Annotated in this window: 19 protein-coding genes and 1 pseudogene; 19 read left to right on the top strand and 1 reads right to left on the bottom strand. The window is 58.0% G+C overall.

From position 1 onward, the window contains the following. Positions 1–1250, bottom strand: a pseudogene (locus C3708_RS11830) (MFS transporter). A gap of 109 nt (positions 1251–1359) precedes the next feature. On the opposite strand from C3708_RS11830, the gene C3708_RS11835 reads away from it, so the two are divergent. The 19 genes from C3708_RS11835 to C3708_RS11925 all read left to right on the top strand — a co-directional run bounded on the left by C3708_RS11835 (position 1360) and on the right by C3708_RS11925 (position 17793). Beyond that, positions 1360–2409: an AI-2E family transporter gene (locus tag C3708_RS11835; protein WP_095283779.1), complete on the top strand. Its 1050-nt coding sequence runs from the start codon at positions 1360–1362 to the stop codon at positions 2407–2409. Between the two features lie 295 nt (positions 2410–2704). Beyond that, the gene (locus C3708_RS11840; RefSeq protein ID WP_103949410.1) at positions 2705–3094 is read left to right on the top strand and encodes a hypothetical protein; all 390 of its coding nucleotides are present in this window, start codon (positions 2705–2707) and stop codon (positions 3092–3094) included. 68 nt (positions 3095–3162) lie between these two features. Next, positions 3163–4227, top strand: a complete 1065-nt coding sequence (locus tag C3708_RS11845; RefSeq protein ID WP_103949411.1) for a class I SAM-dependent methyltransferase — start codon at positions 3163–3165, stop codon at positions 4225–4227. A 64-nt stretch (positions 4228–4291) separates the two neighbouring features. After that, the gene (locus tag C3708_RS11850; protein ID WP_103949412.1) at positions 4292–5014 is read left to right on the top strand and encodes a beta-ketoacyl synthase chain length factor; all 723 of its coding nucleotides are present in this window, start codon (positions 4292–4294) and stop codon (positions 5012–5014) included. Continuing rightward, positions 5011–5826 (top strand): 1-acyl-sn-glycerol-3-phosphate acyltransferase, encoded by an 816-nt coding sequence (locus C3708_RS11855; protein ID WP_103949413.1) that lies wholly within the window; start codon positions 5011–5013, stop codon positions 5824–5826. Before C3708_RS11850 ends, C3708_RS11855 begins: the two co-directional genes overlap by 4 nt. Beyond that, positions 5807–6064 (top strand): phosphopantetheine-binding protein, encoded by a 258-nt coding sequence (locus C3708_RS11860; RefSeq protein ID WP_095283784.1) that lies wholly within the window; start codon positions 5807–5809, stop codon positions 6062–6064. Before C3708_RS11855 ends, C3708_RS11860 begins: the two co-directional genes overlap by 20 nt. A gap of 13 nt (positions 6065–6077) precedes the next feature. Next, complete coding sequence (locus C3708_RS11865) at positions 6078–6329, top strand: acyl carrier protein (protein ID WP_095284416.1); 252 nt, start codon at positions 6078–6080, stop codon at positions 6327–6329. A 6-nt stretch (positions 6330–6335) separates the two neighbouring features. Then, a complete protein-coding gene (locus C3708_RS11870; RefSeq protein ID WP_095283785.1) occupies positions 6336–6923 on the top strand; it encodes a hypothetical protein in 588 nt (195 codons plus the stop codon). Continuing rightward, a complete protein-coding gene (locus C3708_RS11875; RefSeq protein ID WP_103949414.1) occupies positions 6916–8277 on the top strand; it encodes an AMP-binding protein in 1362 nt (453 codons plus the stop codon). The genes C3708_RS11870 and C3708_RS11875 overlap by 8 nt, the downstream gene beginning before the upstream one ends. After that, positions 8264–8617: a hydroxymyristoyl-ACP dehydratase gene (locus C3708_RS11880; RefSeq protein ID WP_103949415.1), complete on the top strand. Its 354-nt coding sequence runs from the start codon at positions 8264–8266 to the stop codon at positions 8615–8617. The genes C3708_RS11875 and C3708_RS11880 overlap by 14 nt, the downstream gene beginning before the upstream one ends. Continuing rightward, positions 8608–10299 (top strand): glycosyltransferase, encoded by a 1692-nt coding sequence (locus C3708_RS11885; RefSeq protein WP_103949416.1) that lies wholly within the window; start codon positions 8608–8610, stop codon positions 10297–10299. The genes C3708_RS11880 and C3708_RS11885 overlap by 10 nt, the downstream gene beginning before the upstream one ends. 3 nt (positions 10300–10302) lie before the next feature. Continuing rightward, on the top strand, positions 10303–10725 hold the full coding sequence (locus tag C3708_RS11890) for a thioesterase family protein (RefSeq protein WP_103947398.1): 423 nt from the start codon (positions 10303–10305) through the stop codon (positions 10723–10725). Beyond that, positions 10722–11327, top strand: coding sequence for an outer membrane lipoprotein carrier protein LolA (locus tag C3708_RS11895; RefSeq protein WP_103949417.1), 606 nt, complete (start codon positions 10722–10724; stop codon positions 11325–11327). The genes C3708_RS11890 and C3708_RS11895 overlap by 4 nt, the downstream gene beginning before the upstream one ends. After that, positions 11296–13617: an MMPL family transporter gene (locus tag C3708_RS11900; RefSeq protein ID WP_103949418.1), complete on the top strand. Its 2322-nt coding sequence runs from the start codon at positions 11296–11298 to the stop codon at positions 13615–13617. The genes C3708_RS11895 and C3708_RS11900 overlap by 32 nt, the downstream gene beginning before the upstream one ends. Then, positions 13617–14198, top strand: a complete 582-nt coding sequence (locus tag C3708_RS11905; protein WP_370446901.1) for a DUF3261 domain-containing protein — start codon at positions 13617–13619, stop codon at positions 14196–14198. Before C3708_RS11900 ends, C3708_RS11905 begins: the two co-directional genes overlap by 1 nt. 1 nt (position 14199) lies before the next feature. Further along, positions 14200–15369, top strand: a complete 1170-nt coding sequence (locus C3708_RS11910; RefSeq protein ID WP_103949419.1) for a beta-ketoacyl-[acyl-carrier-protein] synthase family protein — start codon at positions 14200–14202, stop codon at positions 15367–15369. Then, positions 15366–15839 (top strand): 3-hydroxy-fatty acyl-ACP dehydratase, encoded by a 474-nt coding sequence (locus C3708_RS11915; RefSeq protein WP_103949420.1) that lies wholly within the window; start codon positions 15366–15368, stop codon positions 15837–15839. The genes C3708_RS11910 and C3708_RS11915 overlap by 4 nt, the downstream gene beginning before the upstream one ends. Then, entirely contained in the window at positions 15836–16567 is a 732-nt protein-coding gene (locus tag C3708_RS11920) for a 3-ketoacyl-ACP reductase FabG2 (protein ID WP_103947402.1), read from the top strand. Before C3708_RS11915 ends, C3708_RS11920 begins: the two co-directional genes overlap by 4 nt. After that, positions 16564–17793, top strand: a complete 1230-nt coding sequence (locus C3708_RS11925; RefSeq protein ID WP_103947403.1) for a beta-ketoacyl-ACP synthase — start codon at positions 16564–16566, stop codon at positions 17791–17793. The genes C3708_RS11920 and C3708_RS11925 overlap by 4 nt, the downstream gene beginning before the upstream one ends. The last annotated feature ends 2 nt before the right edge of the window (positions 17794–17795 follow it).

The following is a 17795-nucleotide window of genomic DNA, read 5'->3' on the forward strand; positions in this document are numbered from 1 at the left end:
TCACGATTCAACGGCCTCCGTCGCTTGCGCCGGGGGCCGTTTTTTTAAGCGCCAGGTGAGCAACAATGCCACCGACACCAGCCCCGCCGCCGCCAGATAAATCACCGGCACGCCTGCATACGCCATCAGCAGCCCGGCCAGCGGCCCGGTAATCCCCAGTGACATATCCATAAACACCGTATACGTCGCCAGCGCCGAGCCTTGATTCTGCTGCGGCACCGCTTTCACCGCCACCACGCCCAGCGCCGGGAAGACCAACGAGAAGCCTGCGCCCGCGAGGAATACGCCGATTTTCGCCACCCACGGCTCGCTGGCGATTCCGGTCAACAGCAGGCCGACAATCTCCACACCAAAGCAAATCATCGCCACGTTCAACCCGCCGAGGCGGTTGATGCCGTTCGGAAACAGCAGGCGCGCGCCCACGAACGCACAGCTAAACAGCGTCAAAGCGAACGCCGCGCCGTCCCAGCCTTTAGCGTCATAAAACAGGGTGATAAAGGTGGCGATTACGCCAAAACCAGCGGACGCCAGCGCCAGCGCCATGCCGTAGGGCCAGACGCGCCCCAGTACCGCGCGAAACGGCAGCGGCTTGCCTTTGCTGGCTTTGACCTTCGGTCGCGGCAACGCGAGTAAAATCGCCATCAGCGCCACTACCATAATGGTTATCGCCAGACCTTGCAGACCGCCCCACGCGTAACACACTACGCCCAGCGGCGCACCGAGCGCCATCGCGCCGTAGGTGACAATCCCGTTCCACGAAATCACGCGCCCAATATGTGCATTTCCGACCACGCCCACGCCCCATAGCGTCGAGCCGGTTCCGGCGAGGCTTTGCCCGATACCCAGAATCACGCGCCCAAGGCACAGCAATGCCAGGCTCAACAGCGGCCAGCCGCTGGTGGTCGCTGCCAGAAAATAGCTGAGACCGCTCAGGAAACAGCCGCATAATCCCACCACGACAATGCTTTTGGGCCCAAACAGATCCGCATAGCGCCCCGACTGCGGGCGACTCATCAACGTAGCGAAATATTGCAGGCTAATCACCAGCCCCGCCCAAAAGGCGCTAAACCCCATCACGTCATGGACGTAGCCCGGCAGAACCGCCAGCGGCAGACCAATGGTGAGATAGCTGGCGAAGTTAAACATGACGACAGAAACAATACGCAGATTGAGGCGCAATCCGCTCAGCGCCGGTTCGGCGGCGGGTACGGGCATGAAGATTTACCTGGTTTTTTGCAACAGTGTTTCACTATTACCACGTCATGCCACGAAAAGCAGCAGCGACTTTCAGATTAACGGCGTCAAACGAAGCGGTCCCCAGGCACTACACTTAACGGGAATACAACAAAAGGAATCAGCATGACGACCCTCCAGCCCGATAAGACGGGCCTGCATATTTTATTAAAACTCGCCTGCCTGGTCGTAATCCTCGCCGGCATTCATGCTGCGGCAGATATTATCGTTCAGCTTCTGCTGGCGGTGTTTTTTGCCATTGTTCTCAACCCGCTGGTGACTTGGTTTATCCGCCGCGGCGTGAGCCGTCCGGTGGCCATCACCATCGTCGTTTTCGTGATGCTGATCGTACTGACCGCGCTTTTCGGCGTGCTGGCCGCTTCACTGAGTGAATTCTCGACCATGCTGCCGAAGTACAACAAAGAGCTGACGCGTAAAATTGTCGAGCTCCAGCATATGCTGCCGTTCCTCAATCTGCATATCTCTCCGGAGCGAATGCTACAGCGCATGGATTCCGAAAAGGTGATGACCTTCGCCACCACTTTGATGACCGGGCTTTCCGGCGCGATGGCCAGTATTTTATTGCTGGTGATGACGGTGGTATTCATGCTGTTCGAAGTGCGCCACGTGCCGTACAAACTGCGCTTCGCGCTGAACAATCCGCAGATCCACATTGCCGGTCTGCACCGCGCGCTGAAGGGGGTTTCTCACTATCTGGCGCTAAAAACGCTACTCAGCCTTTGGACCGGGGCGATTGTCTGGCTGGGGCTTGAACTGTTAGGCATTCAATTCGCATTAATGTGGGGCGTGCTGGCGTTTCTGCTGAACTATGTCCCTAATATTGGGGCCGTTCTCTCTGCCGTACCACCGATGATCCAGGCGTTCCTGTTCAACGGCTTTTACGAATGTATGCTGGTGGGCGCACTATTTTTGGTCGTGCATATGGTGCTGGGAAATATCGTCGAACCGCGCATGATGGGCCATCGTCTGGGAATGTCGACGCTGGTCGTCTTCTTGTCATTATTAATATGGGGATGGCTGCTAGGACCGGTCGGAATGCTGCTTTCAGTCCCGCTCACCAGCGTGTGTAAAATATGGATGGAAACCACCAAAGGCGGTGGAAAACTGGCGATTCTTCTTGGACCAGGGCGACCAAAAAGCCGACTTCCTGGATAATCCCTTCAGCGTAAACCTACCAACCGGGGTAGGTTTACGTCATTTCTCAGGTCTATAGACTATGTGCCGATTTTATAAAATCGGCGCTGTTGTTATTTTTAAGTAAAAACTTCTTAGAACAAGCCGATAACAGAAATGTTGTCTACATTGCTGTTGAGTTAATTAAAGTTAAATTGGCAATGTCAAAAATAAATAATGCAAAAATGATATTTATCGTAATAGCCTGAATTTGCTTTAAGAATTATATTACGGGAATATCGCGGACATAATCACTATTATTGATACGGAGTTGTTGATGAAGAAGATTGTAAAATGGTGTGCGGCTTTTGCCATTATGGGCGCGCTGGCAGGCTGTGCGCGTACTGCCCCGGTTGATCAGGTTCATTCTACTGTCAGTGCCGGTCATTCTGCAGAACAGGTGAAATCAGCGATTCTGAAAGCCGGTCTTCAGCGTGACTGGATTATGTCGGAAGTCAGCCCTGGTGTGATCAAAGGCCGCCTGCAGGCACGCGATCACAGCGCAGAAGTTCGCATCCCGTACACAGCGACAAGCTATTCTATTAATTACGAAAGCAGCCTGAACCTGAAAGCCAGCAACGGCAAAATTCATAAGAATTACAACCGTTGGGTTCACAATTTAGACCACGATATTCAGCTGAATCTCGCCCAGATCGCCGCGCAGTAAATTTTATTAAAGTCGGGCCACCCTCGGCCCGATAATGAATCTTCTGACCAGTGAAAGGTTACGCATTAATGTACGAAACGGACTCCCTCAGCGCTCTGGATGCTATCACTGAAGCGCAGCGTATCGCTTTTGCTCCCATGCTGTTTCAAACGGCGCTTTGTCTGCGTAACTCAGGCGTTTTAGCCTGGCTGGATAAACAGGGAAAACGGGGCGCAGATCTTGATGAAATTGTCGAGCACAGCACCCTGAATGAATACGCGGTGAGCGTTCTGTTAGATATGGGATTAAGCGGGCGGATCGTTACCCATAAAGAGGGGGTGTACTACCTCGCGAAAGTGGGACATTTTCTTCTGCATGACACCATGACCCGGGTAAATATGGATTTTACTCAGGACGTTTGTTATCAAGGATTATTTCACCTCTCTGATTCCCTTAAAGAACAAAAGCCTGCGGGATTATCCGTATTTGGCGAATGGCCGACCATTTATCCGGCATTGTCGCAATTACCCGCACAGGCGAAAGAGAGTTGGTTCGCATTTGATCATTACTATTCTGACGCCGCTTTTGATGCCGCATTGCCATATATATTCGCAAGCAAGCCGACAAAATTGTACGATGTCGGCGGAAATACAGGTAAATGGGCTTTACGCTGTTGCCGGTATGATGAAAATGTTGCCGTTACACTCCTCGACCTCCCGCAGCAAATAGCGTTGGCGCAGGAAAATATCGCAAATGCAGGATTATCTCATCGCATTGAGTTCCATGCTGTCGATATGCTTAGCAACGCGGCGCTGCCGGGCGAAGCCGATGTGTGGTGGATGAGTCAGTTCCTCGACTGTTTCTCTCCCGATCAGATTGTCACGATGCTGAGTAAAGTCGCTCAGGTCATGAAGCCAGGCGCGCGGTTGTGCATTATGGAACTGTTCTGGGATGCCCAGAAATTCGAAGCCGCTTCATTTAGCCTGAATGCGACCTCGCTCTATTTCACCTGTATGGCGAATGGCAACAGCCGCTTTTATAGCGTCGAGAAGTTTTATCACTACCTGGAGCAGGCCGGTTTCCACATAGAGCAACGACTGGATAATCTTGGTTTGGGTCATACCTTACTGATTTGTCAGAAAAACGAACAATAAACGCTTTGAAATATCTGACGGTTAACGCCGTTATTTGATGACGATAGATCGCGGACGCGCGTAGATGAAATTTGCACTTAACATTATCGACTGGCAGGCCAGAGCGCCGGGTCTCAGTGATGCCGAACAATGGCAGGCGTGGTCACGCGATTCGCTCGCGATAGACCCCACTGCGCCGCTGGCAAAACTCACCGATTTACCGATGATGACTGCGCGTCGCCTCAACTCTGGCAGCAAACTGGCCGTCGACTGCGGCCTGGCCATGCTGCGAAAACACGCTATCGACGCGGTGGTTTACACCAGCCGTCACGGTGAATTAGAACGCAACTACCGCATTCTGCACGCGCTGGCGACCGATCAGGCGGTTTCGCCGACCGATTTTGCCATGTCAGTGCACAATTCAGCGGTCGGAAATCTCACCATCGCCGCGCGTCAGCCGATTGTCTCCTCGTCCCTTTCCGCTGGGCTGGATACCTTCCAGCAGGGCCTGTGCGAAGTCCTGTGTTTGCTTCAGGCAGGCTATTCCCGCGTGCTGCTGGTCGATTTCGATGGGTCTCTCCCGGCGTTTTACCACCCCCATTTACCCTCGCAGATGCCGACCTGGCCATACGCGCTGGCTGTCGTTATCGAAGCCGGTGACGCACTGCGTTGTGAAACCCGTTCTGGCAGCGACGGCGAAGAACCGCCACTGCCGCAAAGCCTGATGTTCCTGCAACATTATCTGCGCGACGAGCCGCAGTTTGTGGTGTCCGGTGAACGCCTGCTGTGGCAGTGGTCCCGCGCATGAACGCCTTAGCCAGCAGTATTAATCGGATATGGCGTCTGGTCATGACCGGATTTTGCTTCGCGCTGTTTGGCGTGGGCGGGCTGCTGCTGTCGCTGGTCTGGTTCAATCTGCTGCTGATTGTTCAACGCGATCGCGCCAAACGCCGCCGCCTGGCGCGGCGCAGTATTTCCGCCAGCTTTCGTTTCTTCATGAATGTGATGCGCCTGACGGGTGTGCTGGATTACCGTATTGATAATCTCAACGCTTTACGCAGTGAACGCGGCTGCCTGGTGATCGCCAATCATCCGACGCTGATCGACTACGTTATTCTCGCCTCGGTCATGCCCGAAACGGATTGCCTGGTAAAAAGCGCCCTGCTGCGCAATCCCTTCGTCAGCGGCGTGATTCGCGCGGCGGATTATCTGATCAACAGCGAAGCCGACACCCTCTTAGCGGCCAGCCGGCAACGGCTTGCCCAGGGCGACACCTTACTGATTTTCCCCGAGGGTACGCGCACGCGCGTCGGGGAAGCCATGACGTTGCAACGCGGTGCAGCCAATATCGCCGTGCGCTGCAACAGCGATCTGCGGGTCGTGGTGATCCACTGCAGCGAACATCTGCTCGATAAAAAAAGCCGCTGGTACGACGTCCCCCCACGCAAACCGTTCTTTACGGTCGACGTCCGCGAGCGGGTCAATATTCACGATTTTTACGATGCGACAGAACAAGAACCGGCCCTGGCAGCACGCCAGCTGAACCGGCATCTGCAGCATCGCTTAACTTCAGGTCTTCAATCTTTGTCAGGAATTAATGATGCAAGCGCTTTATCTTGAAATTAAAAATCTTATTATCTCTACGCTGAATCTGGACGAACTTACCGCCGACGATATCGACACCGACGCCGCGCTGTTCGGTGATGGTCTGGGCCTCGATTCCATCGACGCGCTGGAACTGGGGCTGGCCGTGAAAAACCAGTACGGCGTTGTGCTATCTGCGGAAAGCGAAGAGATGCGTCAGCACTTCTATTCCGTCGCCACGCTGGCATCATTTATCCATGCCCAACGCGCCTGAGAACGAATTTGCTATGACAGAACAAAACGCCATTTACCAGGAAGTCTGCGGACTCCTGACCAAACTGTTTGAAATCGACCCGGAAGATATTTCCCCCGAGGCTCGACTGTACGAAGACCTTGAGCTGGACAGTATCGACGCCGTCGACATGATTGTTCACCTGCAGAAGAAAACAGGCAAAAAAATCAAACCTGAAACCTTCAAAGCGGTGCGCACCGTTCAGGACGTGGTAGACGCTGTGGAACAGCTTCTGCGCGAAGAGTAAGACGCCGTGCGTGGCGGACGATCTTTTCCGGCGATCCCACTGCTGACGGGGTTGATGCTGCTCGCCTGGCCATTTCTGATTGGCTTTGGGCTGACGCATAACAGCCTGCACTGGCTGCTGCCGCTGATGGCGCTGCTGCTGGTGTGTCGTCTGCGCCAGGCGCGGCACGCTGCCGGGCCCATGCGCTTTGTCGTGCAAACCGTCGCGCTGGCGGGTATCGCGCTGTGCACAGCGAGCTACGTGCTGAAAGCGCACCAGTGGCTGCTGCTCTATCCGGTGGTGGTCAATCTGGTAATGCTGGCTGTTTTTGGCGGCTCTCTGTGGACCAAAATGCCGCTGGTCGAACGGCTGGCAAGAATACGCGATCCCCATTTGCCCCCGGAAGGTGTTCGCTACACCCGCACTGTGACGCGCGTGTGGTGCGGCTTTTTCATCGTCAATGGTTCGATTGCGCTGTTTACCGTCATCAACGGTGACATGCAGCTCTGGACGCTGTGGAACGGCATGATCGCTTACATCCTGATGGGAACGCTGATGGCGACGGAGTGGCTGGTGCGCCAGCGGGTGATTAAAAAAAGTGAAGCCCATGAATAAACCCCTGCCTCTGGGCGAGTGGCTGAATGCGCCGCGCCCGGATGATACGCCGATTGCCTGGCTTGACGATCACACCTGGACGCTCGGGCAGCTTCGTCACGATGTTTCATCCCTGACGCACATGCTCAGCCAACACGAAGGCGAGCGCTGGGCGCTGTGTTTTGAAAACAGCTACCTGTTTATCGTCGCCCTGCTCTCCGCTCTCCATGCAGGAAAAACGCCTGTCATCCCCGGACACAGCCGCGTCTCGCTGCTCGAAGAACAGCAGGCGCTGTTCAGCGGCGTGCTCAGCGACCAAACACTGAACTATCCGGGCCGCCTGATGGTGGTGAACTCCGCCCGTCGTACGTGTGAGTCCTTCACGCCGCTGCCGCTGGTGGCTGAATCAGCCTTTGTCGAGCTGTTCACCTCCGGTTCGACCGGTGCACCGCGACGGATTATAAAGCCCATCGCCCGCCTCGATTGCGAAGCCACGCTGCTGGCTAACCGCTTTGGTGAACGTCTGGCGGGATGCAGTATTGTCGCCTCCGTGGTGCCGCAACATTTGTACGGCCTGACGTTCCGCATTTTCTTACCCCTGTCGCTGGGTTTACCGCTGCACGCCGCGATGCTCTATTACGCCGAACAGCTGGCGGCATTGCCGCACAATCGGCGTTACGCCTTTATCAGCAGCCCGGCGTTTCTGAAGCGGCTCGATACTCAGCTTGCGCCGCCGCCCGTGGACATGTTGCTCTCGGCTGGCGGTATGCTGCCGTGGGATGAAGTCACGGCCACGCATCGCTGGATGAACGTCTGGCCAGATGAAATTTACGGCAGTACCGAAACGGGTATTCTCGCCTGGCGCCATCGTCAGGAGGAGTCGATTCCGTGGCTCCCGTTCCCCGGCGTGCATTTCCGCCACGAAGGCGAAATCTGCCATGTGACTTCTCCGTTGATCCATGAGGCGAACGGATTACCGCTCGACGATATTCTGCACTTCGACGACAGCGGGATGTTTAGCATCGCCGGACGCCGTGGACGGGTGGTTAAAATCGAAGAGAAGCGCGTGTCGCTGAACGAAATTGAGCAACGCCTGCTGGAACTGGACGGCATTCGCGAAGTCGCGGCCCTGCCCGTCACGCGCGGCGGGCGACAGGGAATCGGCGTGCTGTTGGTGCTGAATGACGACGCACGTCATCGTCTGCACCAGCACGGCAATAAAGCGCAGGAATTTGCCTGGCGGCGTGCCCTGCTGCCGTGGCTTGAACCGGTCGCCGTACCGCGCTACTGGCGGATCATTGATGAGATGCCCGTCAACAGTATGAACAAGCGTGTCTATGCGCAGTTACAGGAGTTATTTCATGAAAATCCATGAAATCGAGCGCCACCAGCCGCAGCCACAGGATCTGGAGATTGTCCTGCATCTCGACCCTGCGTTGTTCTGGTTCCACGGACATTTTGCCGTGCAGCCGCTGCTGCCGGGCGTGGCACAGCTCGACTGGGTGATGCACTACGCCACTACGCTGCTGGCACCGGAATATCGTTTTCACAGTATTCAGAACGTGAAGTTCCAGGCACCGCTGCTGCCGAACACCACCGTGACCCTGACGCTCAGCTGGAACGCCGAACGTCAGATCCTCACCTTTAGTTATCAGCGCCACGACTGCGACGCGCGCCATACCGCCAGCAGCGGGAAGATTCGGTTATGTCGCTGACGTTCCGCCCCTGCGTGCTGATCCCCTGCTACAACCACGGGGCGATGATGGCGAGCGTGCTGTCTCGCCTGCAATCGTGCGGTTTGCCGTGCCTGATCGTCGATGACGGCAGCGAAGAGAGAACCCGGCTGGAGCTGGAACGCCTGGCAGCAGAACATCCGCAGGTGACGCTGATCCGACTGGCCGACAATGCCGGGAAAGGCACGGCGGTCATTCGTGGGCTGGAAGAATCCGCCCGCGCGGGGTTTACTCATGCAGTGCAGGTGGACGCCGACGGCCAGCACGCTATTGAAGATATCCCGCAGCTGTTAGCCCTGGCGGAACGCCACCCGGACGCGCTCATTTCCGGCCAGCCGATTTATGACGATTCGATCCCGCGCTCGCGTCTGTATGGCCGCTGGATCACCCACGTCTGGGTGTGGATCGAAACCCTGTCGCTGCAGCTTAAAGACAGCATGTGCGGCTTTCGCGTTTATCCCATTGTCCCCACGCTGAAACTGGCGGAACACGCCACGCTCGGCAAGCGGATGGATTTTGATACGGAAGTGATGGTCCGCCTCTACTGGCAGGGCCACACCAGCTATTTTGTGCCGACGCGGGTGACCTATCCCCACGACGGCCTGTCGCATTTCGATGCCCTGAAAGACAACGTGCGCATCTCCCTGATGCACACCCGGCTGTTCTTCGGCATGTTACCGCGCATTCCAGCGCTTCTGATGCGCCGTCGCCGTCAGCACTGGGCAGAGCAGCAGGAAGTGAAAGGGCTGTGGGGTATGCGCCTGATGCTGCGCGTCTGGCAGCTGTTCGGACGTCGCGCGTTTAGCCTGCTGCTGTGGCCGGTGATCGGTGCGTACTGGCTCACCGCCCGCCCGGCGCGACAGGCGTCTCAGCAATGGCTGGCGCGGGTAGCTGACGAGTTTAAGGTGCAGCAGCGCCCGCTGCCGCCGCGCTTTAACAGCTTTTTCCACTTCATGCGTTTCGGCTATTCGATGCTGGATAAAGTCGCGGGCTGGCGCGGTGAACTAAAGATGAACCGGGATGTGTTATTTGCGCCTGGCGCGCAAGAGGCGATGAACGTCGATGCGCCACAGGGCAAACTGCTGATGGCTTCGCACCTCGGTGACGTAGAAGCCTGCCGCGCGCTGGCGCAAATCGAAGGCAGCAAGACCATCAACGCGCTGGTGTTTAGCGATAACGCCCAACGCTTTAAGCAGATTATGCAGGAGATGGCCCCACAGGCCGGGTTGAACCTGATGCCCGTTACCGATATCGGGCCGGATACCGCTATCGCCCTGAAAGAGAAGCTCGATCGCGGCGAATGGGTGGCGATCGTGGGCGATCGTATCGCCGTCACTCCACAGCGCGGCGGCGAATGGCGGGTGATCTGGAGTCAGTTTCTGGGTCAGCCCGCGCCGTTCCCGCAGGGTCCGTTTATTCTCGCCTCCATTTTGCGCTGCCCGGTAGTACTGATTTTCGCACTGCGCCAGCAGGACAAACTGCATATTCACTGCGAATCCTTTGCCGACCCGCTGCTTCTGCCGCGCGGTGAGCGCCAGCAGGCGCTCCAGCTAACCGTTGATCGCTATGCCCAACGCCTCGAGCACTACGCGCTGATGTCGCCGCTCGACTGGTTTAATTTTTTCGATTTCTGGCATCTGCCGGATGCCAAAGAGAAGGAGTAAAGGGTGCTGACCGATCCCCGTTTTACGACCGACGTCGAGCTGACCGTCCCTTTCCACGACGTGGATATGATGGGCGTAGTCTGGCACGGCAACTATTTCCGCTACTTTGAGATCGCTCGCGAGGCGCTGCTCAACCAGTTTGATTATGGCTATCGCCAGATGAAGGCGTCCGGTTACGTCTGGCCAGTGGTCGATACGCGGGTGAAATACCGCGACGCGGTGAAATTCGAACAGCGCATCCGCGTGCGGGCGCAGATCGAAGAGTTTGAAAACCGTCTGCGCATCGCCTATCAGATTTTCGACGCCGAAACCGGGAAGCGCACCACCACCGGGTACACCATCCAGGTGGCCGTCGAAGAGAGCAGCCACGAAATGTGTTTCGTCAGTCCGGCGATTTTATTTGAACGTATGGGAGTTACACCATGAAAGGGTGGTTACTGCTGGCCCTGCTGGTCAGCCCGTGGGTCGGCGCGGTCACGCTGGATGAACTGCAGCAGCGCTTTACCGAGCAGCCTGTGGTGCGCGCGCACTTCGAGCAGACCCGTACCATCAAAGATCTCCCGCAGCCGCTGCGTTCGCAGGGCGAAATGCTGATCGCCCGCGACGACGGTTTGCTCTGGGATCAGAAAGCGCCGTTCCCGATGACTCTGCTGCTGGACGACAAACGTATGGTGCAGGCGATCAACGGCCAACCGCCGCAAACCATCACCGCCGACAATAACCCGCAGATGTTCCAGTTTAACCATCTGCTGCGTGCCCTGTTCCAGGCCGATCGCAGCGTGCTGGAAGAGAACTTCCGCATTGATTTTAAAGACCTCGGCGCGGGCCGCTGGTCGCTGGTGCTGACGCCCATCACCACGCCGCTGGACAAAATTTTCGCCACCATGAATCTGGGCGGTGCGACCTATCTGGAGTCGATCCAGCTCAACGACAAACAGGGCGACCGCACGGATATCGTCCTTTCCCGCCATCAACTGACGCCCGCCAGCCTGACTCATGACGAACGCCAACGCTTTGCCGCACCGTAAATCACTGCGCCCGGCGCTGCTGTGGGGAGTGTTATGCCTGGCGCTGCTGGGCGTGCTGCTGTCGCTATTGCCCGGCGCGCGGCTTAACAGCAGCGTGCTGGCGATGCTGCCGAAACAGACACTCGGCGCAATTCCGCCCGCGCTCAACGACGGGTTTATGCAGCGTCTGGATCGCCAGCTGGTGTGGCTGGTCAGCCCAGGAAAAGAACCGAATCCGCGCGTGGCGCAGGAGTGGCTCTCGTTGCTGCAAAAATCGGGTTCCCTCAACGAGGTAAAAGGCCCGATGGACGCCAACAGCCAAAAAGCCTGGGGCGCGTTTTTCTGGCAACACCGCAACGGTTTGATCGACACCGCAACCCGCGCGCGCCTGCAAAACGGCGGCGAAGCGCAGGCCCAGTGGATTTTATCTCAGCTGTACTCGGCGTTTTCTGGCGTCAGCGGTAAAGAGCTGCAAAACGACCCGCTAATGCTGATGCGCGGTTCCCAACTGGCGCTGGCGCAAAACAGTCAGAAGCTGCGGCTGATGGACGGCTGGCTGGTGACCAAAGACGATGCCGGAAATTACTGGTATCTGCTGCACGGCGAGCTGGCGGGGGAATCCTTCGATATGCAGCAAACGCACCGTCTGGTGACAACGCTGCACGGCCTTGAAAGCCAGCTGAAAGCCCATTTCCCGCAGGCGCAGTTGCTGTCGCGCGGGACGGTATTTTACAGCGACTACGCCAGCCAGCAGGCGAAACAGGATATCTCCACCCTCGGTATCGCCACGATCCTCGGGGTGATTTTGCTGATCGTGGCAGTCTTCCGCTCCCTGCGTCCGCTGCTACTGTGCCTGATCTCCATCGGCATCGGCGCGCTGGCGGGCACGGTTGCGACGCTGACCCTTTTTGGCGAGCTGCATCTGATGACGCTGGTGATGAGCATGAGCATCATCGGCATTTCCGCCGACTACACGCTCTATTACCTGACCGAGCGCATGGTTCACGGCGCGGATCAATCACCGTGGCAAAGCCTGGCAAAAGTGCGAAATGCCCTGCTGCTGGCGCTCCTGACCACCGTAGCGGCTTACTTGATCATGATGCTCGCGCCGTTCCCCGGCATTCGTCAGATGGCGGTGTTTGCCGCCGTGGGGCTGAGCGCTTCGTGCCTGACGGTGATTTTCTGGTATCCGTGGCTGTGCCGCGGTTTGCCGGTGCGCCCGGTCCCGGCAATGGTGCTGATGCTGCGCTGGCTTGCCGCGTGGCGACGGAACAAAGCGGTCTCCGTCGGGCTGCCCGTCGTATTAGCGGTCGTCTCGGTGGTCGGCATGGCGAATCTGCGCGTGGATGACGATATCGCCCAGCTCCAGGCGCTGCCGAACGATATTCTGGCGCAGGAAAAAACCATTACCGCGCTGACCGGGCAAAGCGTCGATCAGAAATGGTTCGTGGTACACGGCGCAACCGCCCAGCAAACACTGGAGCGGCTGGAGGCCTTTACGCCTGCGCTGGCTGAGTCGCAAAAAGTCGGTGACATTAAAGCGTTTCGCACTATTCCGCTGAACTCGCTGGCGCGACAGAAAAGCGATCTGGCGCTGCTGCACAACGCCGCTCCGGCGGTGACGAACGTCCTGCAAAGCGCGGGGCTGACCACCGTGTCACCCGATCTGAACGCGATGCCAGTTAGCACCAACGACTGGCTGAAAAGTCCGGCGAGTGAAGGCTGGCGGCTGCTGTGGCTAACGCTGCCCAACGGCGAAAGCGGCGTACTGGTTCCCGTCGACGGCGTGAAAAACAGCGCGGCATTAAGTGCGCTGGCGGCTAAACATCCGGGCGTGGTGTGGGTGGATCGTAAAGCGAGCTTCGACAGCCTGTTTTCGCTCTATCGTAGCGTGCTCACCGGCTTGCTGTTTGTCGCGCTGGCGGTGATCGCCTGCGGCGCGATGCTGCGTCTCGGCTGGCGCAAAGGGCTGATAAGCCTGGTGCCGTCGGTGCTGTCGCTCGGCTGCGGTCTGGCGGCGCTGGCAGCGACCGGCCATCCGGTGAATCTGTTCTCGCTGTTGGCGCTGGTGCTGGTGTTGGGGATTGGCATTAACTACACCCTGTTTTTCAGCAATCCACGCGGCACACCGCTCACCTCCATGCTGGCAATTACGCTGGCAATGGTCACCACGCTGCTGACCCTCGGCATGCTGGTGTTTAGCGCCACGCAGGCGATCAGCAGCTTCGGCATTGTGCTGGTCAGCGGTATTTTCACCGCCTTCCTGCTGGCTCCGCTGGCGATGCCGGCTAAAAGAGAGAGAAAACGATGATGACCCTTTTTTGCCGCGCGATTGCGCTGATGGCGGCCCTGTGGCTGACGGGCTGTAGCCACTCAACGCAAAACAGCGACGGCACACGCCCGCAGGCCTGGCTCCAGCCGGGCACCAAAGTGACGCTGCCTGCGCCGGGGATCTCTCCGGCGGTCAATTCCCAGCAACTGCTGACGGGCAGCTTCAATGGTCAGACCCAGTCCCTGCTGGTGATGCTCAACGCCGACGCGGACAAAATTACGCTCGCCGGTTTGTCGTCCGTCGGGATTCGCCTGTTCCTCGCCACCTATGACAAAAACGGTATTCATACGGAGCAGTCGATTATCGTGCCGCAGCTGCCGCCCGCCAGCCAGGTGCTGGCCGACGTGATGCTCAGCCACTGGCCGATCAGCGCCTGGCTGCCGCAATTGCCGAAAGGCTGGACGCTGACGGATAAAGGCGACCGCCGCGAGCTGCGCAACGCCAGCGGCAAGCTGGTAACCGAGATTGTCTATCTGCAGCGCAAAGGCAAACGCGAGCCGATCAGCATCGAACAGCACGTTTTTAACTACCACATCACCATTCAATATCTGGGTGACTAAGATGATCTACATTTCTGCCGTGGGCATGGTGAACGCGCTGGGCAACTCGGCTGATGAAATTGCCGCAAATCTGACGCGCGGTGTCGCGCCGGGTATGCACAGCCGCGCGGGCTGGCTGCAAGGCGATCAGGATATCGTACTCGGCGGCGTCGAGGGCGAACTACCGCCCATCCCGGATCACCTCGCCGCCCACCGAACCCGCAATAACCAGCTTTTGCTGGCGGCGCTGGCGCAAATCCAGCCTGCCGTTGACGAGGCCATTGCCCGCGTCGGCCATGATCGCGTGGCGGTGGTTCTCGGCACCAGCACGTCCGGGCTGGACGAGGGCGATGAGCATGTGCGTCTGTCGCTGAACGGCGAAGCAAGTCCGCGCTGGCAGTATCCGCAGCAGGAGCTGGGCGATCCGTCGCGCTTTCTCGCCAACTGGCTGAAACTCGAAGGACCCGCGTTTACGCTTTCAACCGCCTGCTCATCGAGCGCGCGGGCGATCATCAGCGGCCGCCGTCTGATTGACGCCGGGCTGGCAGATATCGCTATCGTTGGCGGAGCCGACACGCTCAGCCGGATGCCGGTCAACGGTTTCCACAGTCTTGAATCGCTTTCCACGACCCTGTGCGAGCCGTTTGGTCGTGACCGTCGCGGAATAACCATCGGTGAAGGCGCAGCGCTGATGGTGTTGACCCGCGAACCGCAGCCCGTCGCGCTGCTGGGTATCGGCGAATCGAGCGATGCGCACCATATTTCTGCACCTCATCCGCAGGGTGAAGGGGCGATTCGGGCGATTCAACAGGCGCTCAACGAAGCGGGCCTGAAACCGGACGAGATTGGCTATATCAACCTGCACGGCACGGCGACGCCGCTCAACGATCAGATTGAATCGCAGGTGGTGCATGACCTCTTCGGGGACGCCGTTCCGTGCAGTTCAACCAAACATCTGACCGGCCACACGCTGGGCGCGGCGGGTATTACTGAAGCCGCGCTGAGCTGGCTGATCTTGACCCGTTGCCTGCCACTGCCCGCGCAGGATTTCACCCGCTACGCGCCCGATCCCACGCTGCCGCCGTGCGGCGTGCTGCACGAACCGGTCGCACTCAATAAACCGGTCATATTGTCCAACTCGTTCGCGTTTGGCGGCAACAATGCCAGCATTTTGCTGGGGAGAGTGTCATGAGTTATTTATCGCCCGTGGATTATTTACCCCACGATGCGCCGATGCTGCTGCTGGAAACGGTCGAGAGCGTCACGGATGAGAGCGCCGTTTGCCGCGTAACCGTGGGTCCGCAGGGCGTTCTGGCGCCGTTTATGACTGCCGACGGCGATTTACCCGGCTGGTACGCCCTTGAGCTGATGGCGCAAACCGTCGGCGCGTGGTCCGGCTGGCATCGCCACCAGCAGGGGCAAAGCAGTATTGCGCTCGGCATGGTGCTGGGCGCGCGCGAACTGGTGTGCGCTGAAGGGCGATTCCCGGCGGGTTCCTCGCTCACGATAACCGTCAAACTGCTGATGCAGGACGAACGCTTTGGCAGCTTCGAGTGTGCTATTACCGCCGATGGCGCAACGCTGGCGACAGGCCGCGTGAACACCTTCCAGCCAAGCGCGGAAGAGTTAACTTCGCTTTTTAATCAGGGATCTTCCACATGAATCGTTCCGTTTTGGTTACCGGAGCCAGCAAAGGCATCGGACGTGCCATCGCCCGACAACTCGCCGCTGACGGGTTTGTCGTGGGCGTGCATTACCACCGCGATGCAGAAGGCGCGCAGGCTACGCTGGACGCCATCCAGCAGGCGGGCGGTCAGGGTCGTTTGCTCTCGTTTGACGTCGGCAACCGTGAACAATGTCGCGAGGTGCTGGAGCAGGAGATCGAGACGCACGGCGCATGGTACGGCGTGGTCAGCAATGCAGGGATTACGCGCGATGGCGCATTCCCGGCGCTCAGCGAAGATGACTGGGACAGCGTTATTCACACCAATCTCGACAGTTTTTACAACGTCATTCACCCGTGCATCATGCCGATGATTGGCCTGCGCAAAGGCGGGCGAATTATCACGTTGTCTTCTGTTTCAGGCGTGATGGGCAACCGTGGACAGGTGAACTACAGCGCGGCGAAGGCCGGGATCATTGGCGCAACCAAAGCGCTGGCGATCGAGCTGGCTAAACGCAAAATCACCGTCAACTGTATCGCACCAGGATTGATTGATACCGGGATGATCGAAATGGAAGAAGCCGCGCTGAAAGAGGCAATGAATATTATCCCAATGAAACGTATGGGCCAGGCCGATGAAGTGGCCGGCCTTGCCCGTTACCTGATGTCAGATATTGCGGGCTACGTCACCCGCCAGGTCATTTCCATTAATGGAGGAATGCTATGACACGTCGCGTGGTTATTACCGGCATGGGCGGCGTCACCGCCTTTGGCGAGGACTGGCAGTCGGTTTCTGCGGGGCTTCTCGCGGGCGTTAACGCGGTGCGTAAAATGCCGGAGTGGCAGGTTTACGATGGCCTGCACACCTTGCTCGGCGCGCCAATTGATGATTTCACCCTACCGGAGCATTACACCCGCAAGCGTATCCGAGCGATGGGCCGCGTGTCGCTGATGTCGACGCGCGCCACTGAAAAAGCGCTGGAGCAGGCCGGGCTGATTGGCGAAGCGGTACTGACCAACGGTGAAACCGGGATTGCCTACGGTTCGTCCACCGGCAGTACCGGCCCGGTGAGCGAATTTGCCACCATGCTGACCGAAAAGCACACCAACAACATCACCGGTACGACCTACGTGCAGATGATGCCGCACACCACGGCGGTGAATACCGGCCTGTTCTTTGGCCTGCGCGGACGCGTCATCCCGACCTCCAGCGCCTGTACCTCCGGCAGCCAGGCGATTGGCTACGCGTGGGAAGCCATTCGCCACGGCTATCAAACGGTGATGGTCGCAGGCGGTGCGGAAGAGCTGTGTCCGTCCGAAGCGGCAGTGTTTGATACCCTGTTTGCCACCAGCCAGCGCAATGATGCGCCGAAAACCACTCCGTCACCGTTTGATACCCAGCGCGATGGCCTGGTGATTGGCGAAGGCGCGGGCACGCTGATTCTGGAAGAGCTGGAGCACGCCAAAGCGCGCGGGGCGACCATCTACGGCGAAATTGTCGGCTTCGCCACCAACTGCGACGCCGCACACATCACCCAGCCGCAGCGCGAAACCATGCAGATTTGCATGGAGCAGTCACTGCGCATGGCAGGATTGAGCGCCACGGACATGGGTTATATTTCGGCGCACGGCACGGCAACGGATCGCGGTGATATCGCTGAAAGCCTGGCAACAGCGGCAATTTATGGCGACAACGTGCCGATTTCGTCTTTAAAGAGCTATTTCGGCCATACGCTTGGGGCCTGCGGAGCGCTGGAAGCGTGGATGAGTCTGCAAATGATGCGTGAAGGCTGGTTCGCCCCGACGCTCAATTTAAGACAACCGGATGAGCAATGTGGCGCTTTAGATTATATTATGGGGGAAGCCCGTCGGATTGATTGCGAATATCTGCAAAGCAATAACTTCGCCTTTGGCGGCATTAATACCTCAATAATCATCAAACGCTGGGCGTAACT

Origin of the sequence: Lelliottia sp. 7254-16 (assembly GCF_002922995.1) — a bacterium.
Taxonomy (GTDB): Bacteria; Pseudomonadota; Gammaproteobacteria; order Enterobacterales; family Enterobacteriaceae; genus Enterobacter; species Enterobacter jeotgali.